Origin of the sequence: Yersinia enterocolitica subsp. enterocolitica, from assembly GCF_901472495.1 — a bacterium.
Taxonomy (GTDB): domain Bacteria; phylum Pseudomonadota; class Gammaproteobacteria; order Enterobacterales; family Enterobacteriaceae; genus Yersinia; species Yersinia enterocolitica.
The window spans coordinates 2,274,753-2,299,202 of sequence record NZ_LR590469.1 but is presented as its reverse complement, the minus strand read 5'-3'; the positions used below and the strand labels follow the sequence as shown (position 1 = coordinate 2,299,202).

The following is a 24,450-nucleotide window of genomic DNA, read 5'->3' as shown; positions in this document are numbered from 1 at the left end:
GATAGAAAGTAACGAGCAAATAAGGCCGGGCTGAGAGATTAGTCGGGCTTTAGTACCTTGTTGGGTCTGTAGCTCAGGTGGTTAGAGCGCACCCCTGATAAGGGTGAGGTCGGTGGTTCAAGTCCACTCAGACCCACCAACTCATCCTCATACTGCGTGACTACGCCTGGTCTGAGAATGAGTTATGCCGATAAGGTATTTTGCTTTTTATATGGGGCTATAGCTCAGCTGGGAGAGCGCCTGCCTTGCACGCAGGAGGTCAGCGGTTCGATCCCGCTTAGCTCCACCATATAAAAAACTATTTCAAAACGTACTGCGGTCGCAAGACACAGTGTGTTGTGAAATATTGCTCTTTAACAATCTGGAACAAGCTGAAAATTGAAACAATACAGCTGAAACTTATCTCTCCGTAGAAGTACTGAGATAAGGATTAACCTGTATTAGAGTCTCTCAAATAATCGCAATGCCAATGTGTTTATCATTGTTGCAGTGTGAGCGAGAAGATACTCAGCAAGGCGTACAGCGCACAGCAACCGGAGTGAACGCTACGTTCATGAGGATTGCGCGCACTGCACAACGACGCAGAGTGTGTTCGCAGCCACACCAATAAAGAAGAAACATCTTTGGGTTGTGAGGTTAAGCGACTAAGCGTACACGGTGGATGCCTAGGCAGTCAGAGGCGATGAAGGGCGTGCTAATCTGCGAAAAGCGTCGGTAAGGTGATATGAACCGTTATAACCGACGATACCCGAATGGGGAAACCCAGTGCAATTCGTTGCACTATTGCATGGTGAATACATAGCCATGCAAGGCGAACCGGGGGAACTGAAACATCTAAGTACCCCGAGGAAAAGAAATCAACCGAGATTCCCCCAGTAGCGGCGAGCGAACGGGGAGGAGCCCAGAACCTGAATCAGCATATGTGTTAGTGGAAGCGTCTGGAAAGTCGCACGGTACAGGGTGATAGTCCCGTACACAAAAATGCATACGTTGTGAGTTCGATGAGTAGGGCGGGACACGTGACATCCTGTCTGAATATGGGGGGACCATCCTCCAAGGCTAAATACTCCTGACTGACCGATAGTGAACCAGTACCGTGAGGGAAAGGCGAAAAGAACCCCGGCGAGGGGAGTGAAATAGAACCTGAAACCGTGTACGTACAAGCAGTGGGAGCACCTTCGTGGTGTGACTGCGTACCTTTTGTATAATGGGTCAGCGACTTATATTTTGTAGCAAGGTTAACCGAATAGGGGAGCCGTAGGGAAACCGAGTCTTAACTGGGCGAATAGTTGCAAGGTATAGACCCGAAACCCGGTGATCTAGCCATGGGCAGGTTGAAGGTTGGGTAACACTAACTGGAGGACCGAACCGACTAATGTTGAAAAATTAGCGGATGACTTGTGGCTGGGGGTGAAAGGCCAATCAAACCGGGAGATAGCTGGTTCTCCCCGAAAGCTATTTAGGTAGCGCCTCGTGAACTCATCTTCGGGGGTAGAGCACTGTTTCGGCTAGGGGGTCATCCCGACTTACCAAACCGATGCAAACTCCGAATACCGAAGAATGTTATCACGGGAGACACACGGCGGGTGCTAACGTCCGTCGTGAAGAGGGAAACAACCCAGACCGCCAGCTAAGGTCCCAAAGTCATGGTTAAGTGGGAAACGATGTGGGAAGGCACAGACAGCCAGGATGTTGGCTTAGAAGCAGCCATCATTTAAAGAAAGCGTAATAGCTCACTGGTCGAGTCGGCCTGCGCGGAAGATGTAACGGGGCTAAACCATGCACCGAAGCTGCGGCAGCGAACGTATCACCCAAGACAATTCACGGCAGTGGATAATGATTGACGGAGCGCAGCGACGTCAATGCGTCCAATAAAGTCGAGTTGGCTTAGGGATACGTTCGTTGGGTAGGGGAGCGTTCTGTAAGCCGTTGAAGGTGACCTGTGAGGGTTGCTGGAGGTATCAGAAGTGCGAATGCTGACATAAGTAACGATAATGCGGGTGAAAAACCCGCACGCCGGAAGACCAAGGGTTCCTGTCCAACGTTAATCGGGGCAGGGTGAGTCGACCCCTAAGGCGAGGCTGAAAAGCGTAGTCGATGGGAAACAGGTTAATATTCCTGTACTTGGTGTTACTGCGAAGGGGGGACGGAGAAGGCTAGGCTAGCCGGGCGACGGTTGTCCCGGTTTAAGCATGTAGGCGGAGCGACTTGGTAAATCCGGTTGCTTATCAACGCTGAGGTGTGATGACGAGCCACTACGGTGGTGAAGTAGTTGATGCCAAGCTTCCAGGAAAAGCCTCTAAGCATCAGGTAACATTAAATCGTACCCCAAACCGACACAGGTGGTCAGGTAGAGAATACTCAGGCGCTTGAGAGAACTCGGGTGAAGGAACTAGGCAAAATGGTGCCGTAACTTCGGGAGAAGGCACGCTGGCATTAGGTAAAGGGACTTGCTCCCGGCGCCGAAGCCAGTCGCAGATACCAGCTGGCTGCAACTGTTTAATAAAAACACAGCACTGTGCAAACACGAAAGTGGACGTATACGGTGTGACGCCTGCCCGGTGCTGGAAGGTTAATTGATGGGGTCAGCCGCAAGGCGAAGCTCTTGATCGAAGCCCCAGTAAACGGCGGCCGTAACTATAACGGTCCTAAGGTAGCGAAATTCCTTGTCGGGTAAGTTCCGACCTGCACGAATGGCGTAATGATGGCCAGGCTGTCTCCACCCGAGACTCAGTGAAATTGAACTCGCTGTGAAGATGCAGTGTACCCGCGGCAAGACGGAAAGACCCCGTGAACCTTTACTATAGCTTGACACTGAACATTGAGCCTTGATGTGTAGGATAGGTGGGAGGCATCGAAGTGTGGACGCCAGTCTGCATGGAGCCAACCTTGAAATACCACCCTTTAATGTTTGATGTTCTAACTCGGCCCCATAATCTGGGGTGAGGACAGTGTCTGGTGGGTAGTTTGACTGGGGCGGTCTCCTCCCAAAGAGTAACGGAGGAGCACGAAGGTTAGCTAATCACGGTCGGACATCGTGAGGTTAGTGCAAAGGCATAAGCTAGCTTGACTGCGAGAGTGACGGCTCGAGCAGGTACGAAAGTAGGTCTTAGTGATCCGGTGGTTCTGAATGGAAGGGCCATCGCTCAACGGATAAAAGGTACTCCGGGGATAACAGGCTGATACCGCCCAAGAGTTCATATCGACGGCGGTGTTTGGCACCTCGATGTCGGCTCATCACATCCTGGGGCTGAAGTAGGTCCCAAGGGTATGGCTGTTCGCCATTTAAAGTGGTACGCGAGCTGGGTTTAGAACGTCGTGAGACAGTTCGGTCCCTATCTGCCGTGGGCGTTGGAAGATTGAGAGGGGCTGCTCCTAGTACGAGAGGACCGGAGTGGACGAATCACTGGTGTTCGGGTTGTCATGCCAATGGCATTGCCCGGTAGCTAAATTCGGAAGAGATAACCGCTGAAAGCATCTAAGCGGGAAACTTGCCTCGAGATGAGTCTTCCCTGGGGCTTTAAGCCCCCTGAAGGAACGTTAAAGACTATGACGTTGATAGGCTGGGTGTGTAAGTGCAGCGATGCATTGAGCTAACCAGTACTAATGATCCGTGAGGCTTAACCTTACAACACCAAAGGTGTTTTGAATTTGAGAGATAGATATTTTCAGCGAAGTTCCGAGATTGGATTGGCTGGCTGCGTGATTAATACATGTAGCGGGTTAATTGAAACAGAATTTGCCTGGCGGCCATAGCGCGGTGGACCCACCTGAACCCATGCCGAACTCAGAAGTGAAACGCCGTAGCGCCGATGGTAGTGTGGGGTCTCCCCATGCGAGAGTAGGACACTGCCAGGCATCAAACACGAGTTATCAGAATGACATCTGGTAACTGACAAAATCGCGATGAGCGGTTTTGCACAGCGAGGAGCGCTGGTCCTGTAAAGGATGGGTATCAGGAAGATACACGTAAAAGAATCGGTGGAGCGGTAGTTCAGTTGGTTAGAATACCTGCCTGTCACGCAGGGGGTCGCGGGTTCGAGCCCCGTCCGTTCCGCCACTTATTGCAAAACCCCTGAATCGATGATTCAGGGGTTTTTTGCATTTTAACTTCTATCTATTTTTAGTCTGCTAAATCTATCCCCCCAATAACTATCTCTTAATCGAGCCATGCGGTAATACTCCTACTCGTAGGCAGATATCTCTTAGTTAATTATGTTCTTAATTTAACAGACCACAGCGAATGAAAAGTCATGGTGACTAAGTGTGATTAAAGCAGGGGATAGGAATGGGGGAGTGTATAAGCCCTCAATCTGAGGGCTTCGTACTAAGCTGATTCTTTACGGCAGACTAATAACGTATGACCAATGCCAAGACCATCAATATCTTCCTCAACATAGAACCCTGCAGCAGATAAGCACTGGTAAAATGTATCTGAGTGATAAAAACGGCTATTGCCGTTAGCCATGCATGTAAAATAAAGAGATGATGCATTTAAGCTAAATGCGCCGGCTTCGAATTGTTGCCTATCCCAGAATATCTCCATAATGCATACATAGCTATCTGGTTTCATCGCGCGGTGAATAAGCTTTAGAATATGTACAATTCTTTCCTCGCTGAAACAGTCTAGAAATTGGCTCATCCACCAAACATCCGCTTCCCCAGGTAATTTATCTGCCAGTAACAGATCTACGGGATACGAACTAATACGATCGCTATAACCTTTGCTTTTGACATTCTCATTGGCTAAAGCTATCTGTTGTGGTAAGTCCAATAGTGTTATTTTTACATCAGGATCATGGGCTGCACATTGCAGAGCCCACTTCCCGGTATTAGCACCGATGTCATATATATGTTTAGGCTCAAGATCAAAAATTGTCTTTAGGGCAAGTTGAAAGGCATTATCTGAATAGAAGTGATCAAAGGCGAACCAACTCTCGCGGGCTGCACTGGGCAATTCACTCAGTGCTGGATAAATTGTCGGCCATTCACCAAACACAGATAATCCCGCTGGTTTGCCTGTTTCCAGGGATTCTTTTAAATTGAATAATCCTTGGTAACAAACGTCTCGAGTGAAATCCATATTTACGCGGGTCATTTGATCATGTAACAAGTAGTGGCCAATCTTACCCAGATAAAAATGTTTTCCCTGCTGGTAGAGAATGTGACCACTCAGCCCCATATCCAATAAGATACTGATGGCGTATCTACTTAGCGAGCAATGATCTTCAATCTCATCCAAGGTTATTCCGTTCTTACCTGAGTCATCTAATGCGGCTAGAATCCCTGATTCCCTCAGGTTAAGTGCAGCTTGAAATAGCATTGGTGCAAAAGCTATTTTTTGAGCTTCAGTTATTGCCGCCAAAGCACTGATTTGATCCTTGTCATATCCGTAGCGCAAGCTTACGTCCTCGTAATCCAAGTAATAGCTCACCACCCAGCATGATTCTCTTTGAATGGTGAGTTTTTATAATAACTTATTGTTATTTATGATGTTATATCGATGGCTGACTGAGTTGGATCTGAATGTCTTTGTTCAAATTAGCTATCCAGCGATTGTATTTTGAATGTATCTTCCCATTTTTTGCATCCATATTAGTACTGCCAATGTATTTGACTTGATAATTATTAGCACTGTAATTGATCTGAATTTCAACCGTATGGTCGCGATTTATTAGTTTTCCGTTAATCACACCGTCAGAGGCAGGAGTCATTATCCAGCCTCGTTTTATCCCTCCGGCCATAATCGCTTTTTGTACTTCGGCAGTAGTATGATTGCCAATTACTGTTTGGCTCACGTTTTGTATTGGCGTGGTACTAGAGCATCCAGTGATAAATGCGAGAGATACAAACCCGATTAAAATCGTTTTTAATAATTTCATGATTATCCAATTAATTAATAATTTTCATGTTAGTCCATGAGAGGAATAACGCAGCATGCTGTATAGCAAGGATAAAATACTCTGACTCATTCAAATACACAAATATTCTTATATTGCTTTTATTTTACATAAATGTAATCTGGATGTTGTTGTTCATATTTATTGCTTTTCATCACGTAAATATAAATAAATTTGGAATTCATCTAAAGATTATTAGAAACATGCCGATATATAAAATATTTTTTTTTGGAATTTTAATCACATTCAAAGTGTGAATATAAGTAATTCTTAAACAAAAAAAGAATAATCAAATTTTTAAATGCTTTTTACCTGGAAATAGAATAAATTGTCTCGCTTTACTGCTTGTTACTTGGGAAGTCCGGAGATCGTGGCTCATTCGCTGAATATACTGAATTGGTGTGCTTTAGCTCCAGGTATGGGAGTTCGTGAGCAGTGGCTTGACTGGGCGAAGAATTGTGCAAATCACACCGCCTGGCAAGGGGATTTACCTAAGTCAGCGCATATACCTATGATGTCCGCCAGAAGGATGAGTACAGGTAGCCGACTAGCGGTTGAAGCAGGGCTTTCATTGTTAGGGGCAGAAACTGCAGATATGGCAATATTTACCAGCCGCCATGGAGAATTGGAGCGTACTTACAAGATACTACAATGCCTCCATCAGCAGCAGAGCATTTCTCCAACCGATTTTGCCATGTCAGTTCACAATACCGCATCTGGATGGTTAACTATCACTGCAAGCGATACATTGCCTGTAACGTCACTTGCAGCAGGAATAGACAGTTTTCAACAAGGTATCCTCGAAGCGATGGGGATGCTCGCTTGTGGTGCTGAGCGGGTGCTATTAGTCGATTTCGATGGAATTATGCCTGACTTTTATCATTCTCAGACGTCTCCGATAGGGTTGCCCTATGCATTAGCATTATTGTTAACTACTGGTGATGATTTGCAGTGTGAAGGCATTTCTAGCACCGATAGCATTAATTCTGAATTACCGCAGGGGCTTAATTTCTTGCATAATTGGTTGAATAAAAAGTCTTATTTCGTAATACAAGGTCAGCAAAATAATTGGCAATGGAGCCAGTGATGGATAGTTCTCTTGCAGTTCAAACTACGCCCCAGCATTCTTCTTTGCTAAATCGTTCATGGCGAGTTGTTGCAACAGCTTTTTGCTTCATGCTTTTTGGCTTAGGAGGGCTGTTATTATCCCTTTTTTGGTTTTCCTCTTTACGCCTGATTATTCGTTCAGAAGCAACCAGAAGTCAGATCACTCAGCAAAGTATTCGTTATAGTTTTCAGCTATTTCTACGTATAGCCAGATTTCTCGGTGTTTTCGATTATCAAATAGAAAATAATAAGCTGTTCTCTGAGGACACCGGTTGTTTGATTGTGGCTAACCACCCTAGCTTATTAGATTATGTGTTGCTGGCCGCACATATGCCAAGATGTGATTGTATTGTCAAGGAAGCATTGTTAAATAATATATTTGTTGCAGGTGTTATCAAGTCTGCTGGTTATTTGGTTAATACTGCGTCAGATAGGTTATTAATACACTGTAAAGCTCGATTAGCCAGGGGAGGAAGCATCCTTATATTCCCTGAAGGGACAAGAACAACTGCTGGTTGCGAACTGAGTTTACAACGAGGGGCCGCGAATATTGCATTGCATAGCGGGTGTGATATCCGGATTGTTTATATTGATTGTAATCCTCCGATGCTGACGAAAGAACTTAAGTGGTATAATATCCCGCCGGTAAAGCCTCAATTTAATATTATTGTTCAAAATAAAATCAATAGTAATGAATTTATCCATGATAGTGATTTATCACTAGCGCTTGCTGCAAGGCGACTGACTAAGCATCTAACCTGTGCGTTAATGCCTGAATCTAAGAGAAAGAGTTAATGGAATTATTGAGTAGTGAGATCAAATTACTAATTATTGATGCCCTAAATCTGGAAGGGATGTCGGTGGATGATATTGATTCACAAGCTGCATTATTTGGTGATGGTTTAGGTTTAGATTCGATTGATGCTCTGGAACTTGGATTAGCACTCAAAAATAAATATAACGTCGTGCTCTCTGCGGAGAGTGAAGATATGCGCAAGCACTTTTATTCGGTAGAAACGCTTGCGAAATTTATTTCTGAACAGCGTAACTGACAGGATATTATAATAATGGAAAAAAAAGAAATCTATCAGCAGGTTACATCGCTCCTGGTGAAGCTTTTTGATATTAATGAGTCTGATATCAAGCCAGAATCAAAGTTATATGAAGAATTAGAGTTGGACAGTATTGACGCAGTTGATCTGGTTGTGCATTTACAGAAAGCTACGGGTAAAAAAATAATGCCGGAAATGTTCAAATCAGTTCGAACTGTTCAAGATATTGTTGATGCAGTCGATAATTTATTGAATGCCAAGCCATAAGTGGTGAAATCAGGTGACAGATAATCAGAGTAATTTATTTATTGGTCACCTAACTGTTTTACTTAAAGTCTTTACGGTTATCGCATTTATAGCCTACCCACTGGCGGTCTGGTTTGGCTTGGAACGCTGGGGATTACATGTATTAGCCCCGATACTGCTATTGATGTTTATATTGCGCCTCTTTGTTGTACGCAGCAAAATTAAACAACAACTCTGGCTAGGTAAAGTGCTTGCACTTGCTGGTGTTGTCCTATCTTTGGCAAGTTGGGGTTTAGGGAAAGCCCAGTGGTTGCTGTTTTATCCTGTAGTAGTCAATATCTTTTTACTGACGCTCTTTACCTGCTCTTTGTTTCGCCCCCCTCCCATAATTGAAAGATTGGCAAAATTGACTGAGCCTGAATTGTCACCACAAGGTGTGGTTTATACCCGAAAAGTGACTCAGATATGGTGCGTGTTTTTTGCAGTAAATGGCACGATTGCTTTGGCAACTTGTTTGTACGGCGATATGCGTTTATGGGCCTTATATAACGGTGGCTTGAGCTATTTATTTATTGGTTCTTTGATGGGTATGGAATGGATAATCAGGAAAAGGGTTCAACAGTAGTGAATTTGCCTATGGCTAATTGGTTGGATCATTCTCGAGATGATGCCCTGATTATCACCCTATGCGGGGCGAAAAAGGTAACTTTGCGCCAACTAAGATGTGATGTTACTTATCTTGTGGAGAGAATGGCTATTTTCTCTACAAGCCGTTGGGCGTTGTGTTTTGAAAATAGCTATTGGTTTACTATTGCATTACTTGCCACGCTATATTGTAAAAAAACACCCATTATTTTCGGCCATGCGCGCGAGGCCGTGCTTAAGGAACAATTGCATCAGTTTGATGGCATGTTGACTGACCAACTGCTGAATCTTAATTGCCCGACTGTAATGGTGGCAGACCACGCCCCAGTTGATATTATTTGTCATCCACTTCCTGATTGGCCTTCCGATGCTTCTTTAATTCTTTTCACCTCAGGGTCTACTGGTGCACCTAAGGCCGTGGTCAAGTCTATTGCTAGTCTGGATATTGAAAGCCATTGGTTGGCTGCAAAATGGGGGCAGTACTTTGACAAAAAGAGCAACCCATTAATTATCGCTTCGGTTTCTCATCAACATTTGTATGGGCTGACTTTTCGACTCTTTTTACCACTCTCGCTAGGCATACCTTTTCAGGCTGAGTTGATTGGTTACCATGAACAACTACATCAACTACCTGAGTTATTTTCACCAATATTTATTAGTAGCCCCGCGTTTTTAAAGCGCATAGATACGAAATTACCTCCGATACAGTGTCAGCAGATCTTTTCTGCTGGCGGGCCGCTCAATTTCCATGATGCCCAAGCTACTCTGAAAATCCTGGGTGTACTGCCGACAGAGATTTATGGTGCGACGGAAACAGGTCTGATTGCTTATCGTCAACAGTTAGAGCAACTGCAACCGTGGCAGTTTTTCTCAGGGGTAACACTAGCCATTAATAATGATAATACTTTTACTGTTTACTCTGCCTTGATACCTGAATCAACCGGGATGCCGATGAGCGATATTATTGAGCTATCAGATGATGGGCAAAGTTTTTACCTGGCAGGGCGTCAAGATCGAATCGTAAAAATAGAAGAGAAGCGTGTTTCGCTGACGGAGATAGAACAGCGTCTAACATCACTTCCTGATATTGCCGAAGCAACGGTATTGGTTTTAACCCAAAACGAAAGAGTGAGTATTGCTGCTGTTGTGGTGTTGACGGACTATGGCAAGGAGCAGCTTTCAACTGCAACAGTGGGTTCTTTTACTCAAAACTTGCGAAGCAGCTTACGGAATTGGCTTGAACCTGTCTCTCTTCCCCGTCGTTTGCGTGTGATTGATGTTATGCCTGTTAATTTGCAAGGAAAACGCGATTATGCGCTGCTACAGGAGCTGTTTTTATGATGTTCCCTATTGTTATCACTCAAACAATAACAGGCAATCACTGCGCAAATATCAGTCTTGTATTGCCTGCTGAATTACACTGGTTTAGTGGTCATTTTCCCGATTGTCCGATACTGCCTGGTGTGGCACAAATTAATTGGGTTATGCACTACGCAAATCAGTTACTAGGCGAGTTACCTGCGGTGAAGAGTATTGATGTCGTAAAATTTCAGCGACCACTGATGCCAGAGGATCAAGTGATCTTAGTGCTTAATTGGGCGCGAACGGAACATAAGCTGATATTCAAATACCTTATCCATGGGGAAATAACGGCTAGCAGCGGAAAGATTTCCCTATGTCAGTAACCCCTTTTGCACCGTGCCTGGTGATACCTTGTTTCAATCATGGTGGAACCATGGCGGGAGTATTATCGCAGTTGGCTATATATCAACTCCCTTGCCTGATAATCGATGATGGTAGTGATGCTGATACTGCAAACGAGCTGGCGCGTTTGGCGGCGGAATATCCTTGGGTTGTGCTGGTAACACACCCTGAAAATAGAGGGAAGGGGAATGCGGTACTGAATGGATTGGCCGTGGCACAAAAATATGGCTATAGCCATGGCTTACAAGTCGATGCTGATGGCCAGCATCATTTGTCAGATATTCCGATCATGTTAGCTGAGGCGGAAAAACATCCTCATTGCCTCATTTCAGGGCGACCGATTTACGATAAATCAGTACCGAAAGCGCGACTTTATGGCCGCTATATCACTCACTTCTGGGTATGGATTGAGACATTATCTCTGTCGCTAAAAGACAGTATGTGCGGTTTTCGTGTCTATCCAGTCACTGAAACATTGGCTGTAGCTGCCCAGAATTCATTGGGTGTACGGATGGATTTTGATACCGAAGTGATGGTCAAATTATATTGGCAGGGTACAGAAAGCCGCTTCTTACCAACAAAGGTTACTTATCCTGAAAATGGTATTTCGCATTTTGATGCGTTACATGACAATCTGCGTATTTCCTGGATGCATACTCGTTTATTCTTTGGCATGTTGCCGCGCATACCTACCTTACTTAAGCGTCATCTGCAAAAGCCCGAATACCATTGGTCTCAAACTAAAGAACGCAGTGGCTTATGGGGCATGCGGTTGATGCTACGCAGTTACAAGATTCTGGGACGTACGGCTTTCAATCTAATGCTATACCCCGTTATCAGTTATTTGTGGCTCACTGGCCATCGTCAACGCAAAGCTTCGATTCTTTATTTACAGCGGCTAGTGAGTTACGCCAAACAGCAAAATCATCCCTTACCGACATCCTTAAATAGCTTTCGGCATTTCATGCGATTTGGTGAATCCATGCTAGATAAATTGGCTAGCTGGCAAGGGGATTTAGTGGTTGGCAAAGATGTGGTCTTGGTAGGGCGTCAGTGCTGTGAGGCACAAATAGCCACTGGTCAAGGATTACTCATTTTGGCATCCCATTTAGGTGATATAGAGTCTTGTCGTGCTTTGGCTGAGTTATCTGTTGGCGTAAAGGTCAATGCATTGGTTTTCACACACCATGCGGCTCGTTTTAATCAGGTGATGAAGGAAATTAATCCACATGCCCTGATTAACCTTATTCAGGTTACATCGATTGGGCCGGATACAGCTATTTTATTGCGTCAAAAGCTAGATGAAGGGGAATGGGTGGCTATTGTCGGGGATCGTACCTCTGTTAGTCCTTATCAGCGAGACGACCAACCAAGGGTCATTTGGAGCTCGTTTTTAGGGCATCCCGCTCCTTTCCCTATCGGGCCTTTTGCTTTGGCTGCTGCACTGCGTTGCCCTGTATTTTTAATGTTTGGTTTAAAACTGTCCAGACAAGCGAAATCGATGGTGGCGTCAGGTGTTATTGGCTCGGAGCGTTCGGCAAGATTACATGTTTATTTTGAGCCTTTCGCTGATCCGCTGATATTACCGCGAGCGACCCGGCAATCTGCTTTGCAAAATGCCGTGGATAGCTACGCTGCCCGTTTGGAGCATTACTCTCTATTAGCCCCACTCGATTGGTTTAATTTTTATGACTTCTGGCATCTAAATGATGGGAAGCCAAACCAAGGAAATTTGTGAAATGAATTTACCCGATGACCCGCGTTTTGCTACCCGGATAGTCCATAACATCCCTTTCCATGATATCGATCCTATGGGGGTAGTCTGGCACGGCAATTATTTCCGTTATTTTGAAATTGCCCGAGAGGCATTATTGAATCAAATCGATTATGGCTATCGGGAGATGCAGGCTTCAGGCTACGTATGGCCGATAGTAGACACGCGAGTGAAATACATTGCTCCGCTGGAATTTGAGCAGCGCATTCATATTTGTGCTTCCATCGAAGAATATGAAAATCGCTTACGTATTGGTTACCAGATTTATGATGCCGCCAGCGGCAAGCGTATGACAACGGGATATACCATTCAGGTCGCGGTTAAGGCGTCGACAAAAGAAATGAATTTTGTTTCGCCAGCGGTGCTGTTAGAGAAAATGGGTATCACTCTATGAAATCTATTCTGGCAACCATACTACTTTGCTTAAGTCTCACAGCCCATGCAGTGACACTGACATCACTGCAACAGCGGTTTGGGGAACAACCGGTACTGCGTGCCGAATTTGAACAGCAACGCAGCATAAGTGGTATGGATAAACCTTTGAAATCAAGCGGTAGCCTACTTATCTCTCGTGAGAAAGGGCTTTGGTGGTCACAGCAGAAACCTTTTGTTCTGACGCTATTGTTAGATGACAAGCGGATGGTGCAAACCATCGACGGCCAGCCTTCACAAGTAATTACTGCGGACAGTAATCCTCAAATGTTCCAGTTTAATCATTTATTAACTGCATTATTCCATGCTGATACATCAGTTCTGGAGCAAAACTTTACGTTAACCTTTACCGATAGTGGCCAAGACCGTTGGGTATTAGTACTGACTCCGAAAACGACACCATTGGATAAGTTATTTAAATCCATCACGTTGCATGGTCAATATTTTCTGGAAACGATTGATATAGAAGATATGCAGGGAGATGGAACTCATATCCGTTTTTTCAACCAATTAACTGAGCCTAAGACACTGAGCCATGCCGAACAGCAGCTTTTTGCACACTGATTGCCATCGAAAACTGGCTATCGGCTGGTTACTCGTCTGTCTGCTATTGCTGGCAACATTGCTCTGGTTAATCCCCCGTAGTCAGATTAATAGCAGTGTTCTGGCGTTGTTGCCGAAACAAGAGCTGGCAGGTGTTCCAACTGAGCTGACTGAGGGGTTTAACCAACGCCTTGATCGCCAATTAGTATGGTTGGTCAGCTCTGAGAATGACACACTAGCCCCGGTGGACTGGTGGTTAAAGCAGTTACAAAAAATGCCAGCGCTACATCAAGTCAGTGGTGAAATGACTGCTCAGCGGCAACAGGAATGGGGTATTTTTTTCTTTCAGCACCGTAATGTATTGCTGGATGATGCGACCCGTCTGCGTTTAAGCCATGGCGGTGATGCTCAAGCGCAATGGATACTTGGGCAAACTTATTCGGCATTTGCCGGGGTGAGTGGCAAAGAATTAAAGCATGACCCCTTGCTGCTGGTCCGTGGTTCACAGCTTGCACAACAGCAAAATAGCGGCATATTAAGCTTAAATAAGGGCTGGCTGGTGGCTAAAGATAGTCATGGCCGCCAATGGTATTTGATTCACGGAGAATTACGCGCTTCATCTTATGATATGGCCAGTGCGCGCAGCACTGTTGATTTATTGGCTGAGTTAAAGCAACAACTTCAGCAACGTTGGCCTGGCACTGAAGTGTTGGAACGAGGCTCTATTTTTTACAGTAATTACGCCAGTCAGCAGGCCGAAAGTGATATTTCGACCATTGGTTTGATATCAGTCGCTGGAGTATTCCTGCTGATCCTTCTCATGTTTAAATCATTATTGCCACTGGGCTTATGCCTTCTCTCGATAACCATCGGGGCATTAGCAGGAGCGGTTGCCACATTACTTATCTTTGGCGAAGTCCATGTTATGACTCTGGTATTGAGTGCCAGTATCATCGGTATTTCAGCGGATTATACCCTTTACTATTTGACTGACCGTATGGCGCATGGCGGTCAGACGACACCGCTTGCGAGTTTGACGAAACTGTTCCCAGCACTGTCAATGGCACTATTGACCACCGTGATAGCTTATCTGATTTTACTCATTGCACCTTTCCCCGGATTACAGCAATTGGCTGTTTTTGCCTCCGCAGGACTGACCGCTGCTTGTATCACAGTGATGTGCTGGTATCCGATATTAGCTAAACGTTTACCGGTTCGCCCAGTACCGAGCTTAAAACTGATTCATCTGTGGTTAAAGAGTTGGCAATGTAATCGAGTACTGCGACTGGGTTTACCTATCTTGATTATTATTTTTACTATCATCGGGTTAGCCACATTGCAAGTGAATGATGACATCAGTGAATTGCAGGCAATGCCGGCTGATTTCCAACAGCAGGAACAGCGTATTGCTGTACTTACAGGGCAACACAGTGACCAAAAATGGTTTGTTGTTTATGGTGATAATGCTGAACAGGCGTTACAACGCTTAGAGCAATTTTCTCCTTATCTGTCACAGGCTAAAAAAGCAGGATGGATTGAAAATTATCGGGTATTGCCATTGCCTTCACTACTTAGACAACAACAAAATCTTGCACTGCTTAAGCAAACAACCCCAACAATTATCGAAAAACTGCAACAGGCTGGTATGAGTGTTTCTTTGCCTGAATTGCCTGCGGAGGGGAGCTCGACAGTGTGGGTGACTCCCCCTCAATGGCTTGACTCTGTGGTGAGCGAAGGGTGGCGATTACTTTGGCTCTCATTACCGGATGGGCGAACAGCAATGCTGCTTCCTGTCAGTGGTGTCACTAATCCTGCCGCGTTACAGCAGTTGGCCAAATCAGTGCAAGGAGTGACCTGGGTTGACAGGAAAACTGAATTCAACACGCTATTCTCTGTTTATCGTGCTTATTTATCATGGCTGTTATTGATTGCGGTGGTTGTTATTGCCGTGGTCTATTGTTGGCGATTCGGCTTCAGTCGAGGCTTGTATTGTGTCATTCCCACGATACTGTCATTGGGAATGGGGCTGGCAGTGCTTTCTTTCACAGGCCATTCATTGAACCTCTTCTCTTTATTAGCATTGATATTGGTGCTGGGTATTGGCATCAATTATACCTTGTTCTTCACCAACCCTCGTGGAACGCCAAGTACATCAATGTTTGCCATTTTTATGGCTGTATTCACCACTCAATTGACCTTTGGCATGTTGGTATTTAGTCATACCCAAGCCATCAGTAGCTTTGGCATTGTGCTGAGCAGTGGTGTATTTACCGCCTTTTTATTAGCGCCTTTAGCGCTACCCAAGCCAAAAGGAGAGCGTCCGTGATCGATAAACGGAGTGGGATACTAGTCGTTTTAGCGTTGTTGATTGTGGGGTGTGTAAGCTCACCGGACCAAACGCAGCCTAAAGCCTGGCTTAGACCAGGAGTGAGGGTAGATTTGCCACAACCGATGATAGCTGAGCCCATTGATCAGCAGCAGCTATTGACTGCGACAGCACAGGGAAAACAGCAGTCATTATTAGTGCTCCTCCACGCAGATGGGCAGCGCTTAACCTTGGTTGGGCTGTCCCCTCTGGGTATCCGCTTGTTTAAAGTAGCTTATGACAAGCAGGGGATTCATTTAGAACAAACAATAAAAATTGTTGGATTACCCCCTGCTAATCAGGTTCTTGCCGATATTATGTTGAGCTATTGGCCCGTTGCATCATGGCTTGCGTTATTACCTGCAAATTGGCGGCTGGTGGATGAGGGAGATAAACGCAGGCTATACGATGATAAGGGGCAGGTAGTGACAGAGATTAGCTACCAAATGTCAGGCGGTATCCGTAAGCCAATAGCTATCGAGCAGTTTGTGTTTCACTATCGTATTACTATCCAAAATGTGGAGGGCTAGCGACGATGGTCTATTTTTCCGCCGTCGGGATGGTCAATGCCCTGGGGTATTCGTTATCTGAGGTGAAGGATAACCTTTGTGCCGGACTGGCCCCTGGAATGGCCCCCCGGCCGGGTTGGCTCTTGGATGATTCACCTATTTGGTTGGGATCGGTTGATTCTGAGTTACCCCCATTACCGGAACAACTCGCGCCACACAATAGCCGTAACAACCGCCTATTGATGGCTGCCTTGTTGCAAATTCAACCTGAAATTACCGCATGTATCGCCCGCTATGGTGCATCACGAGTTGCCGTGATTATGGGAACCAGCACTTCCGGTATTTTCGAAGGGGAACAGGCGGTCAGGGAATATCAACCCGGTTCTGGTGAGTTTCCTGCGGGATACCATTACCAACAGCAAGAGTTAGGTGATCCCAGCATCTTCCTCACTCGCTATTTAGGTTTAACTGGCCCGAGTTATACCGTCTCCACGGCTTGTTCTTCCAGCGTGCGGGCAATTATTAGTGGTAAGCGCCTGATAGAATCAGGAATGGTCGATGCAGCGATAGTTGGTGGTGCAGATAGCTTGTGCCGTATGCCCATCAACGGTTTTCACAGTCTTGAATCATTGTCTGCTGAGCGCTGTATTCCATTTGCTGCAGAACGTAAAGGGATCAATGTTGGTGAGGCGGCAGCATTAATCTTATTATCACGTGAACCTTCCCCTGTAGCACTATTGGGTGTAGGGGAGTCCTCGGATGCCTGGCATATGTCTGCTCCTCATCCTGAAGGGCGCGGGGCGGAACAGGCCATCAAAATGGCATTAACTCAGGCCGGGTTGCAGCCCGCTGGTGTCGGGTACATTAATCTGCATGGTACGGCGACTCGCTTAAATGATCAGGTTGAAGCACAGGTCGTAAATCGGGTATTTGGTCATCAGACACCCTGTAGTTCAACCAAGCATCTTACCGGGCATACTTTGGGAGCCGCAGGGGCAACTGAGGCTGCACTAAGTTGGCTGATGCTAAGCCATTCCTTGCCGCTACCAATACAAGATTTTTCTCAAAGATCTCGGGATGCAACTTTGGCCGAGATTAATTTGGTCACTGGGCCAGCAATGCTCAAGACACCGGTTATTTTGTCTAACTCATTCGCTTTTGGTGGTAACAACGGGTGTTTGATATTAGGGGCTGGCAGATGATGCATTCTGCTGAGTACTACTTACCACACCAATCACCTATGGTGATGTTAGATAAAGTTTATGCTGTAGAGGAGAGCAATGCCGAGTGTCGCGTTACTGTTTCTCAAGATAGCGTCCTCGCCCCCTTCCTTGATGCGCATGGTTGTCTACCCAACTGGTTTGCTATCGAATTAATGGCGCAAACTATTGGCGTCTGGCGTGGCTGGCACGGTTTGCAACAAGTAGTGCCACCGACTATCGGGATGTTGTTGGGGGGGCGAGCCATTAGTTGTGAGCTTGCCGTATTCCCAGCTGGCAGTGAGCTTCAGGTCTGTGTTCATTTAATCTTACAAGATGAAAAAATTGGCAGTTTTGAGTGCAGTATCAGCATTGCAGGAAAGCAGGTCGCTTGCGGCAGGTTAAATACTTATCAGCCTGATGCCGAAGAAATAAAAAAACTTACATTGGGGAATGGTGCATGAAGCGTTCTGTTTTAGTCACTGGGGCCAGTAAAGGGATAGGGCGAGCTATTGCTCTTCGTCTGGCAGCAGATGGTTTTTTAGTAGTAGTGCATTATCACCGAGATGTTGCTGGTGCTGAGGCGACTCTGGAGCAGATTATTGATGCTGGTGGTGAAGGGCGCTTAATTTGTTTTGATATTAGTGCCAGGCAACAGTGCAAAGATGTTCTGGAGCAGGATATCGCGACTTATGGTGGCTACTACGGCGTAGTAAATAATGCCGGTATCACCCGCGATGGCGCTTTCCCTGCACTAACAGAAGAGGATTGGGATGGTGTTATTCATACCAATCTGGACAGTTTCTACAACGTCCTACATCCCTGTGTGATGCCCATGATCGGTTTACGTAAAGGCGGGCGAATTATTGCGCTTTCCTCAGTTTCGGGTGTGGTCGGGAATCGCGGCCAGGTGAATTACAGTGCGGCTAAAGCCGGAGTTATCGGGGCTTGCAAAGCTCTGGCTCTGGAGTTGGCGAAACGCAAAATTACTGTGAATTGTATTGCCCCTGGATTGATTGATACCGGCATGATCAATATGGAGCCAATAGCTCTGGAAGAAGCAATGCGCATGATCCCCCTTAAACGGATGGGAGAGGCTGAAGAAGTGGCTGGATTAGCCAGCTATCTGATGTCAGATATTGCCGGGTACGTTACTCGTCAGGTGATTTCAATCAATGGAGGAATGGTATGAGCAGCAGGATGGTTGCCACCAATCGAGTTGTGATTACTGGTATGAGTGGTGTTACCGCCTTTGGTAACAGTTGGCCTGATATCTCGGCACGTATTTATGCGGGCGAAAACGCGGTGCAGTATATGCCGCAGTGGGAGGAATATCAGGGGCTGAATACGCATTTAGGCGCGCCGATTAATGATTTCGTAACACCGGAGCACTACACCCGCAAGCGGATTCGCTCAATGGGGCGGGTATCGCTGTTGGCGACCCGAGCGACTGAGCTGGCGTTGGAGCAAGCGGGGCTGATGGGGGAAGACGTGCTAACCAATGGTGATACGGGAATTGCCTACGGCTCCTCAACGGGCAGCACCAAGCCGGTCAGTGAATTTGCCACCATGCTGACTGAAAAGCATACCAATAACATTACCGGTACGACCTATGTACAAATGATGCCCCATACCGCTGCGGTCAATACCGGGTTGTTTTTTGGCTTGCGTGGGCGAGTTATCCCTACCTCAAGTGCTTGTACTTCCGGTAGTCAGGCAATCGGGTATGCCTATGAGGCTATTCGTCATGGTTACCAAAAGGTAATGGTAGCGGGCGGGGCAGAGGAACTGTGCCCTTCTGAAGCGGCAGTGTTTGATACATTGTTTGCGACCAGCCAGCTAAATGATTCGCCAAAGTTATCGCCAAGACCTTTTGATCGTCAGCGCGATGGTTTGGTTATAGGTGAAGGCGCCGGCACTCTGATTTTGGAAGAATTGGAGCATGCACAAGCACGTGGTGCCACTATTTATGGTGAAATCATGGGTTTTTACACTAACTGCGATGCCAGTCATATTACTCAGCCGCAAAAAGAAACCATGCAAGTTTGTATTGAAAAAGCCTTGCTGAGTGCGGGGCTGGCGGCTGCTGATATCGGATATATCAGTGCTCATGGTACGGCGACTGAGCGTGGGGATATTGCAGAAAGTCAGGCTACCGCTACTGTTTTTGGTAATCGGACGCCAATTTCCTCTCTGAAAAGTTATTTCGGCCATACCTTGGGAGCCTGCGGCGCTCTTGAAGCTTGGATGAGTCTGGAAATGATGAGGGCTGGGCGCTTTGCCCCCACCATTAATCTAACAGACCCAGACCCTGCCTGCGGCGATCTGGATTATCTGATGGGGGAAGGGCGCTATATTGATACTGAATTCTTCCAAACCAATAACTTTGCCTTTGGTGGCATCAATACGTCTTTGGTGATCCGTCGCTGGCCATAGTCATCATTAATTTCCTTATTGTTGATTTTTTATCAAAAGTATTGTGTTGAATGTGGCATTTTTGGGCAATAAAACTCTTGGCATAATCACTTCAGATTTTCACCGGGAAGCTGAGTTACTTGCTTCCCGGTGGCTGCCAGCTTTTTACACCAATGGTTTTTTTGCCCGAAAGCATATTAACCACGATACAAATCAACTCGCTTCAAAATGAGGAATTACAATGAGCGTACCTGCATTCGGTTTAGGAACTTTTCGCCTCCAAGATCAAGTTGTTATTGATTCGGTGAGCCAGGCATTAACATTGGGCTATCGTGCGATCGATACAGCGCAGATATATGAAAATGAGGCCGCAGTTGGTCAGGCTATCGCAGAAAGCGGTGTTAAACGTGACGAACTATTCATCACCACTAAGATCTGGATAGCGAATTTAGCGCAAGGGAAATTAATTCCCAGCCTGCAAGAGAGTTTGCAGAAGCTGAAAACCGAGTATGTGGATCTGACATTAATTCACTGGCCATCGCCAAATGATGAAGTGCCTGTTGCTGAATTTATGGCTGAGTTGATGAAAGCCAAAGAGTTGGGATTAACCCGTCAGATTGGTATCTCTAACTTCACTATTGATTTAATGAAGCAGGCTATAGCTGCGGTAGGCACCAAGGCCATAGCGACGAACCAAATCGAGTTGTCTCCATTGCTGCAAAACCGCAAGGTTGTTGAGTTTGCCCAGCAAAATGGTATTGCTATCACTTCTTATATGACGCTGGCTTATGGCAAGGCATTAGAAGAGCCAGTTATCAAGAAAATTGCAGAGCAGCACGGTGCGACACCTGCACAGGTCATTTTAAGCTGGGCGATGCAATTGGATTACAGTGTTATTCCTTCATCAACCAAAGTGGCTAATTTGGCCAGCAATCTGTTGGCTCAGGATTTACAGCTGAGCGCAGAAGATATGGCGCTGATCGCCACGCTAGATCGTGACGAACGGCTGGTAAGCCCTGATGGTTTAGCACCAAAGTGGGATTAACTTTAGATTAAGTACTGACGAAGCTGTCTCGCTTGAGGTGGTTCAGACTGCTTACAAAACCCAACGACACGATCTTGCAAGGTGAAGGCAGGTAGAAGAGTAAAGCGTCCGCGCCACGGATGGCACGGTTCGAGCCATCAGGGATGCTTGTTTTAACAAAGAAAGTACGGCGTCTTTACGATCTGCCTGTTTTCACCGTTACGGGCACTTTGTCATTAACCTCAATCACCCCCACCGGAGGTGGTTTCTATTTTGTCGGATTCGTCGATATTAGACGTTCATTGATAAAATCAATAAAACAGCGCAGCCGATTGCTGACAGCCTGGTCACTGTAATACACAGCATTAATCGGCATTGCGACGGGCAAAGTGTGTTCTCGTAGTATCGCTACCAAATCCCCACGTTGCAGATCCTGCTGGATCATAAAATCTGACAGGCAGGCAATACCATTACCTTCAAGGCACAGGCGGCGCTGCGTCTCTCCATTATTGGATGCCAGATCTGACTTAATCTCATAAAGTTGCCCATCAGCACCTGCCAGAGGCCAGCGATTTAATGTGGGTAAATCATTAAATCCCAAACATAAATGATGCTCTAAATCTGCGGCAGTTTGCGGCGTGCCATATTGCTTCAAGTAGGCTGGTGAGGCGAGAATATGGCGATAACTGGTCATCAGTTTTCTGGCTCGCAACGTTGAATCTTGTAACGTCCCCACTCTGATTGCGATATCCACTTTTCGCTCGATAAGATTGATGAATGTTTCAGACGACACCAGCGATAAAGTCACCAAAGGGTAGCGCTGACGAAACTCAGCCATCAATGGCGCGATAATATGTAGTACCACTGGGGTAGCGGCGTCAATACGGAGTAACCCTTTAGGATTCAATTGATTATCCATAAGTTCATTTTCTGCCGTCGCCATTTCCCGCAAAATATTTTGTACCCGCCTAAAATAGTGCTCACCTTCCTGAGTCAGACTGATCTGCCGCGTGGTGCGATTGAGCAAAGTGACACCCAACTTATTCTCAAGCTTCTTTACTGTTCGGCTCACTACCGAATTTGCTTGTTCGAGTTGTTCTGCCGCACGGCTGAAACTGCCACATTCCACCACAGTAACAAAGGTAATCAGTTCATCTGAGTTTGCTTTCATTGTTGCCACTCCAGCAAAAATATTTTGATATTTTGATCATTTTTGTCATTTAAACATAGGCCCATAATAGCCGCTATCAAATTGAGCTGTTTTCCATCACTGTTTTCTGGAGTTGATAATGCCACTCGCTTTACTGGCACTAACCATCAGTGCATTTGCTATTGGTACCACTGAGTTTGTTATTGTCGGGCTGGTACCGACGATCGCCGAACAACTGGGGGTTTCTGTCCCGTCGGCGGGGTTATTAGTTTCAATTTATGCATTGGGGGTAGCTATTGGTGCTCCGGTGCTGACTGCATTAACAGGGCGAATCCCTCGAAAAGTGCTATTGATTGGTCTCATGGTATTGTTCACGTTAGGTAACTTATTAGCGTGGCAATCACCAAGTTATGAATCATTAGTTGTCGCCCGCCTATTAACCGGTTTGGCGCACGGGGTCTTTTTCTCAATCGGCTCAACTATCGCAACCAGCCTGGTACCTAAAGAGAAAGCGGCTTCAGCTATTGCCATTATGTTTGGTGGCTTGACAGTGGCGCTGGTGACAGGTGTTCCATTAGGGACATTTATTGGGCAGCATTTTGGCTGGCGGGAAACGTTCCTCGCGGTGTCATTGATTGGCGTTGTTGCCATTATTACCAGTGCTATTCTGGTGCCAAATAATATTTCCAATAAAGCTTCAGCCAGTATCAAGCAGCAATTGCAGGTACTCACTCACCCACGTTTATTGCTGATTTACGGTATTACTGCATTAGGATATGGCGGTTTCTTTACCATGTTTACTTTCTTAGCTCCCGTCATGCAAGAGTTGGCGGGGTTTTCGGCTGCTGCGGTAAGCTGGATTTTGCTGGCATACGGAATATCTGTTGCGATTGGTAATATTTGGGGGGGGAAACTGGCTGATCGCCATGGTGCAGTGCCTGCTTTGAGCTTTATCTTTACTGCATTGGCCGGTCTGTTATTTGTTTTCCAGTTCAGTGCCAACCACAGTATCGCGGCATTGATTACATTACTGATTATGGGGGTTTTTGCCTTTGGCAATGTCCCAGGTTTACAGGTTTATGTGGTGCAAAAGGCGGAGGAATATACACCACATGCTGTTGATGTCGCCTCTGGTTTGAATATTGCAGCATTTAACGTAGGAATTGCCTTAGGGTCAATTCTTGGGGGGCAGGCAGTGACTCGCGTGGGTTTAGCCCAGACCCCATGGATTGGCGGAATAATCGTTGTTGCTGCATTACTCTTGGTGAGGTTAAGTGGCAAGCTGGATAAGAAATGCTCAAATCAGGTGGTTATCAGCTAACGCCACTTTCAGATTTTCGTTTTCAGCCCGCATATAGATTGCGGGCTTTTTTGTTCATAGAGGCCTTATTAGTGCATTATGAATAACATAGATTGAATCTATCCCTGAGTATCCCAATATCAAAAAGACAACATGGGCAAAAGACATTACTGACCGGAACATCTGAGCGTATAATCAGTGAACTACCAACTGCGGTTATCTTACAAACCAGAGTGATTTCGGATAAGGAATAGGCCATTAAAGTGCCGAAACGAACATATGCAATGCGGTATGTTGCAGGTCAACCGGTTGAACAGATTTTCCCAGGCTCTGCTAAACAATTGGGGCAAGGGTTACCGCCAGGCGCACCATTGCCGACAACTGAATTTCTGCGTGTAATGGTGTGGAATATCTTTAAGCAGCAGCGGGCGCAATGGCTATCTGTACTTAAAGAATTCGGACGTGATGCTCAACTGATGCTACTGCAAGAAGCACAAACAACACCCGAGTTGGTGAGGTTTGCTACGTCTCATTATCAGGCGGCTGATCAGGTTCCTGCGTTTGCATTGCCTCAACACCCCTCAGGCGTGATGACATTAGCGGCTACCCACCCAGTCTACTGTTGCCCATTGAGAGAACGGGAGCCGCTGCTGCGCTTGTCTAAGTCGGCGTTAATTACTGTTTATCCTATTCATGATGGCCGCTTATTGATGGTTGTGAACATTCACGCAGTGAATTTTAGTCTGGGTGTTGATGTTTACAGTAAACAGTTAGAGCCGATTGGTGAACAAATTGCGATGCACCGTGGCCCAGTTATTTTAGCGGGAGATTTCAATGCATGGAGTCGCCAACGGGTTAATGCTTTACAGCGTTTTGCCCAAGGTTTGGGTCTGGAAGAAGTTGAGTTTAGTACCGATAATCGCAGCCGTGCTTTTGGCAAGTCGCTCGATTTCGTGTTTTATCGTGGCCTTACTCTGGCTGATGCTTCAGTATTAGTGACACGAGCCTCGGATCACAATCCGCTTCTGGTTGAGTTCCAGCCATAAAAAAAGCACCCCGAAGGGTGCTTTTTAGCAGCGTTAATA

General features: G+C 46.1%; 22 protein-coding genes, 3 tRNA genes and 2 rRNA genes. 24 read left to right on the top strand and 3 right to left on the bottom strand.

Going from position 1 to position 24,450, the window contains the following annotated elements; translation table 11 throughout:
• Positions 1–62: 62 nt before the first annotated feature.
• The 5 genes from FGL26_RS10950 to FGL26_RS10930 all read left to right on the top strand — a co-directional run bounded on the left by FGL26_RS10950 (position 63) and on the right by FGL26_RS10930 (position 4,060).
• Positions 63–139 (top strand) — tRNA-Ile (locus tag FGL26_RS10950).
• 74 nt (positions 140–213) lie between these two features.
• Positions 214–289, top strand: a tRNA-Ala gene (locus FGL26_RS10945).
• 345 nt (positions 290–634) lie between these two features.
• Positions 635–3,628: ribosomal RNA gene (locus FGL26_RS10940) — 23S ribosomal RNA — on the top strand.
• A gap of 114 nt (positions 3,629–3,742) precedes the next feature.
• Positions 3,743–3,858, top strand: a 5S ribosomal RNA gene (rrf, locus tag FGL26_RS10935).
• Between the two features lie 125 nt (positions 3,859–3,983).
• A tRNA-Asp gene (locus FGL26_RS10930) sits at positions 3,984–4,060 on the top strand.
• Between the two features lie 267 nt (positions 4,061–4,327).
• On the opposite strand, the gene FGL26_RS10925 is transcribed toward FGL26_RS10930, so the two are convergent.
• Together FGL26_RS10925 and FGL26_RS10920 are read right to left on the bottom strand one after the other, a co-directional pair.
• Positions 4,328–5,401 carry a methyltransferase gene (locus tag FGL26_RS10925; protein ID WP_032903007.1) on the bottom strand — a complete coding sequence of 358 codons (1,074 nt, stop codon included), beginning with the start codon at positions 5,399–5,401 and terminating at the stop codon, positions 4,328–4,330.
• A 94-nt stretch (positions 5,402–5,495) separates the two neighbouring features.
• Positions 5,496–5,882, bottom strand: a complete 387-nt coding sequence (locus FGL26_RS10920; protein WP_005173129.1) for a lipoprotein — start codon at positions 5,880–5,882, stop codon at positions 5,496–5,498.
• 388 nt (positions 5,883–6,270) lie between these two features.
• Between FGL26_RS10920 and FGL26_RS10915 the strand changes: the two genes are divergently transcribed.
• The 17 genes from FGL26_RS10915 to dkgB all read left to right on the top strand — a co-directional run bounded on the left by FGL26_RS10915 (position 6,271) and on the right by dkgB (position 20,936).
• Positions 6,271–6,987 carry a beta-ketoacyl synthase chain length factor gene (locus FGL26_RS10915; RefSeq protein WP_005173127.1) on the top strand — a complete coding sequence of 239 codons (717 nt, stop codon included), beginning with the start codon at positions 6,271–6,273 and terminating at the stop codon, positions 6,985–6,987.
• On the top strand, positions 6,987–7,802 hold the full coding sequence (locus tag FGL26_RS10910; protein WP_005173121.1) for a lysophospholipid acyltransferase family protein: 816 nt from the start codon (positions 6,987–6,989) through the stop codon (positions 7,800–7,802). The genes FGL26_RS10915 and FGL26_RS10910 overlap by 1 nt, the downstream gene beginning before the upstream one ends.
• Complete coding sequence (locus FGL26_RS10905; RefSeq protein WP_005173118.1) at positions 7,802–8,059, top strand: phosphopantetheine-binding protein; 258 nt, start codon at positions 7,802–7,804, stop codon at positions 8,057–8,059. The genes FGL26_RS10910 and FGL26_RS10905 overlap by 1 nt, the downstream gene beginning before the upstream one ends.
• 15 nt (positions 8,060–8,074) lie before the next feature.
• On the top strand, positions 8,075–8,326 hold the full coding sequence (locus tag FGL26_RS10900) for an acyl carrier protein (protein ID WP_005173115.1): 252 nt from the start codon (positions 8,075–8,077) through the stop codon (positions 8,324–8,326).
• Positions 8,327–8,339: 13 nt separating this feature from the next.
• On the top strand, positions 8,340–8,930 hold the full coding sequence (locus tag FGL26_RS10895) for a COG4648 family protein (RefSeq protein ID WP_005173113.1): 591 nt from the start codon (positions 8,340–8,342) through the stop codon (positions 8,928–8,930).
• Positions 8,900–10,291, top strand: coding sequence for an AMP-binding protein (locus tag FGL26_RS10890; protein ID WP_032903000.1), 1,392 nt, complete (start codon positions 8,900–8,902; stop codon positions 10,289–10,291). The genes FGL26_RS10895 and FGL26_RS10890 overlap by 31 nt, the downstream gene beginning before the upstream one ends.
• Positions 10,288–10,635, top strand: a complete 348-nt coding sequence (locus FGL26_RS10885; protein WP_005173106.1) for a dehydratase — start codon at positions 10,288–10,290, stop codon at positions 10,633–10,635. The genes FGL26_RS10890 and FGL26_RS10885 overlap by 4 nt, the downstream gene beginning before the upstream one ends.
• Positions 10,626–12,392, top strand: a complete 1,767-nt coding sequence (locus FGL26_RS10880; protein ID WP_005173104.1) for a glycosyltransferase family 2 protein — start codon at positions 10,626–10,628, stop codon at positions 12,390–12,392. The genes FGL26_RS10885 and FGL26_RS10880 overlap by 10 nt, the downstream gene beginning before the upstream one ends.
• A 1-nt stretch (position 12,393) precedes the next feature.
• Complete coding sequence (locus tag FGL26_RS10875; protein WP_005173101.1) at positions 12,394–12,822, top strand: acyl-CoA thioesterase; 429 nt, start codon at positions 12,394–12,396, stop codon at positions 12,820–12,822.
• Entirely contained in the window at positions 12,819–13,424 is a 606-nt protein-coding gene (locus FGL26_RS10870; RefSeq protein ID WP_005173099.1) for a LolA family protein, read from the top strand. The genes FGL26_RS10875 and FGL26_RS10870 overlap by 4 nt, the downstream gene beginning before the upstream one ends.
• Positions 13,396–15,729 carry an MMPL family transporter gene (locus FGL26_RS10865; RefSeq protein WP_005173097.1) on the top strand — a complete coding sequence of 778 codons (2,334 nt, stop codon included), beginning with the start codon at positions 13,396–13,398 and terminating at the stop codon, positions 15,727–15,729. Before FGL26_RS10870 ends, FGL26_RS10865 begins: the two co-directional genes overlap by 29 nt.
• A complete protein-coding gene (locus FGL26_RS10860; protein ID WP_005173096.1) occupies positions 15,726–16,298 on the top strand; it encodes a DUF3261 domain-containing protein in 573 nt (190 codons plus the stop codon). Before FGL26_RS10865 ends, FGL26_RS10860 begins: the two co-directional genes overlap by 4 nt.
• 5 nt (positions 16,299–16,303) lie before the next feature.
• Positions 16,304–17,479 (top strand): beta-ketoacyl-[acyl-carrier-protein] synthase family protein, encoded by a 1,176-nt coding sequence (locus FGL26_RS10855; RefSeq protein WP_005173094.1) that lies wholly within the window; start codon positions 16,304–16,306, stop codon positions 17,477–17,479.
• The gene (locus FGL26_RS10850; protein WP_005173092.1) at positions 17,476–17,940 is read left to right on the top strand and encodes a hotdog family protein; all 465 of its coding nucleotides are present in this window, start codon (positions 17,476–17,478) and stop codon (positions 17,938–17,940) included. Before FGL26_RS10855 ends, FGL26_RS10850 begins: the two co-directional genes overlap by 4 nt.
• Positions 17,937–18,668, top strand: coding sequence for a 3-ketoacyl-ACP reductase FabG2 (locus tag FGL26_RS10845; protein WP_005173090.1), 732 nt, complete (start codon positions 17,937–17,939; stop codon positions 18,666–18,668). Before FGL26_RS10850 ends, FGL26_RS10845 begins: the two co-directional genes overlap by 4 nt.
• A gap of 8 nt (positions 18,669–18,676) precedes the next feature.
• Complete coding sequence (locus FGL26_RS10840) at positions 18,677–19,912, top strand: beta-ketoacyl-ACP synthase (RefSeq protein ID WP_032903005.1); 1,236 nt, start codon at positions 18,677–18,679, stop codon at positions 19,910–19,912.
• A gap of 220 nt (positions 19,913–20,132) precedes the next feature.
• Positions 20,133–20,936: a 2,5-didehydrogluconate reductase DkgB gene (gene dkgB / locus FGL26_RS10835; protein WP_032908630.1), complete on the top strand. Its 804-nt coding sequence runs from the start codon at positions 20,133–20,135 to the stop codon at positions 20,934–20,936.
• Between the two features lie 247 nt (positions 20,937–21,183).
• Here dkgB and yafC read toward each other — a convergent pair whose 3' ends face one another.
• Entirely contained in the window at positions 21,184–22,086 is a 903-nt protein-coding gene (gene yafC / locus FGL26_RS10830) for a DNA-binding transcriptional regulator YafC (protein ID WP_032912813.1), read from the bottom strand.
• 118 nt (positions 22,087–22,204) lie between these two features.
• Here yafC and FGL26_RS10825 point away from each other — a divergent pair, with 118 nt between their 5' ends.
• Together FGL26_RS10825 and FGL26_RS10820 are read left to right on the top strand one after the other, a co-directional pair.
• Entirely contained in the window at positions 22,205–23,386 is a 1,182-nt protein-coding gene (locus FGL26_RS10825) for an MFS transporter (RefSeq protein WP_005173076.1), read from the top strand.
• Positions 23,387–23,628: 242 nt separating this feature from the next.
• Positions 23,629–24,411: an endonuclease/exonuclease/phosphatase family protein gene (locus tag FGL26_RS10820; protein WP_138060236.1), complete on the top strand. Its 783-nt coding sequence runs from the start codon at positions 23,629–23,631 to the stop codon at positions 24,409–24,411.
• The last annotated feature ends 39 nt before the right edge of the window (positions 24,412–24,450 follow it).

Bases quoted from the DNA above. Each gene is read 5' to 3' on its own strand.
- FGL26_RS10920 (WP_005173129.1), bottom strand. From the start codon at position 5,882: ATGAAATTATTAAAAACGATTTTAATCGGGTTTGTATCTCTCGCATTT.
- FGL26_RS10910 (WP_005173121.1), top strand. From the start codon at position 6,987: ATGGATAGTTCTCTTGCAGTTCAAACTACGCCCCAGCATTCTTCTTTG.
- FGL26_RS10905 (WP_005173118.1), top strand. From the start codon at position 7,802: ATGGAATTATTGAGTAGTGAGATCAAATTACTAATTATTGATGCCCTA.
- FGL26_RS10900 (WP_005173115.1), top strand. From the start codon at position 8,075: ATGGAAAAAAAAGAAATCTATCAGCAGGTTACATCGCTCCTGGTGAAG.
- FGL26_RS10890 (WP_032903000.1), top strand. From the start codon at position 8,900: ATGGATAATCAGGAAAAGGGTTCAACAGTAGTGAATTTGCCTATGGCT.
- FGL26_RS10885 (WP_005173106.1), top strand. From the start codon at position 10,288: ATGATGTTCCCTATTGTTATCACTCAAACAATAACAGGCAATCACTGC.
- FGL26_RS10880 (WP_005173104.1), top strand. From the start codon at position 10,626: ATGTCAGTAACCCCTTTTGCACCGTGCCTGGTGATACCTTGTTTCAAT.
- FGL26_RS10875 (WP_005173101.1), top strand. From the start codon at position 12,394: ATGAATTTACCCGATGACCCGCGTTTTGCTACCCGGATAGTCCATAAC.
- FGL26_RS10870 (WP_005173099.1), top strand. From the start codon at position 12,819: ATGAAATCTATTCTGGCAACCATACTACTTTGCTTAAGTCTCACAGCC.
- FGL26_RS10865 (WP_005173097.1), top strand. From the start codon at position 13,396: ATGCCGAACAGCAGCTTTTTGCACACTGATTGCCATCGAAAACTGGCT.
- FGL26_RS10855 (WP_005173094.1), top strand. From the start codon at position 16,304: ATGGTCTATTTTTCCGCCGTCGGGATGGTCAATGCCCTGGGGTATTCG.
- FGL26_RS10850 (WP_005173092.1), top strand. From the start codon at position 17,476: ATGATGCATTCTGCTGAGTACTACTTACCACACCAATCACCTATGGTG.
- FGL26_RS10845 (WP_005173090.1), top strand. From the start codon at position 17,937: ATGAAGCGTTCTGTTTTAGTCACTGGGGCCAGTAAAGGGATAGGGCGA.
- FGL26_RS10840 (WP_032903005.1), top strand. From the start codon at position 18,677: ATGGTTGCCACCAATCGAGTTGTGATTACTGGTATGAGTGGTGTTACC.
- dkgB (WP_032908630.1), top strand. From the start codon at position 20,133: ATGAGCGTACCTGCATTCGGTTTAGGAACTTTTCGCCTCCAAGATCAA.
- yafC (WP_032912813.1), bottom strand. From the start codon at position 22,086: ATGAAAGCAAACTCAGATGAACTGATTACCTTTGTTACTGTGGTGGAA.
- FGL26_RS10825 (WP_005173076.1), top strand. From the start codon at position 22,205: ATGCCACTCGCTTTACTGGCACTAACCATCAGTGCATTTGCTATTGGT.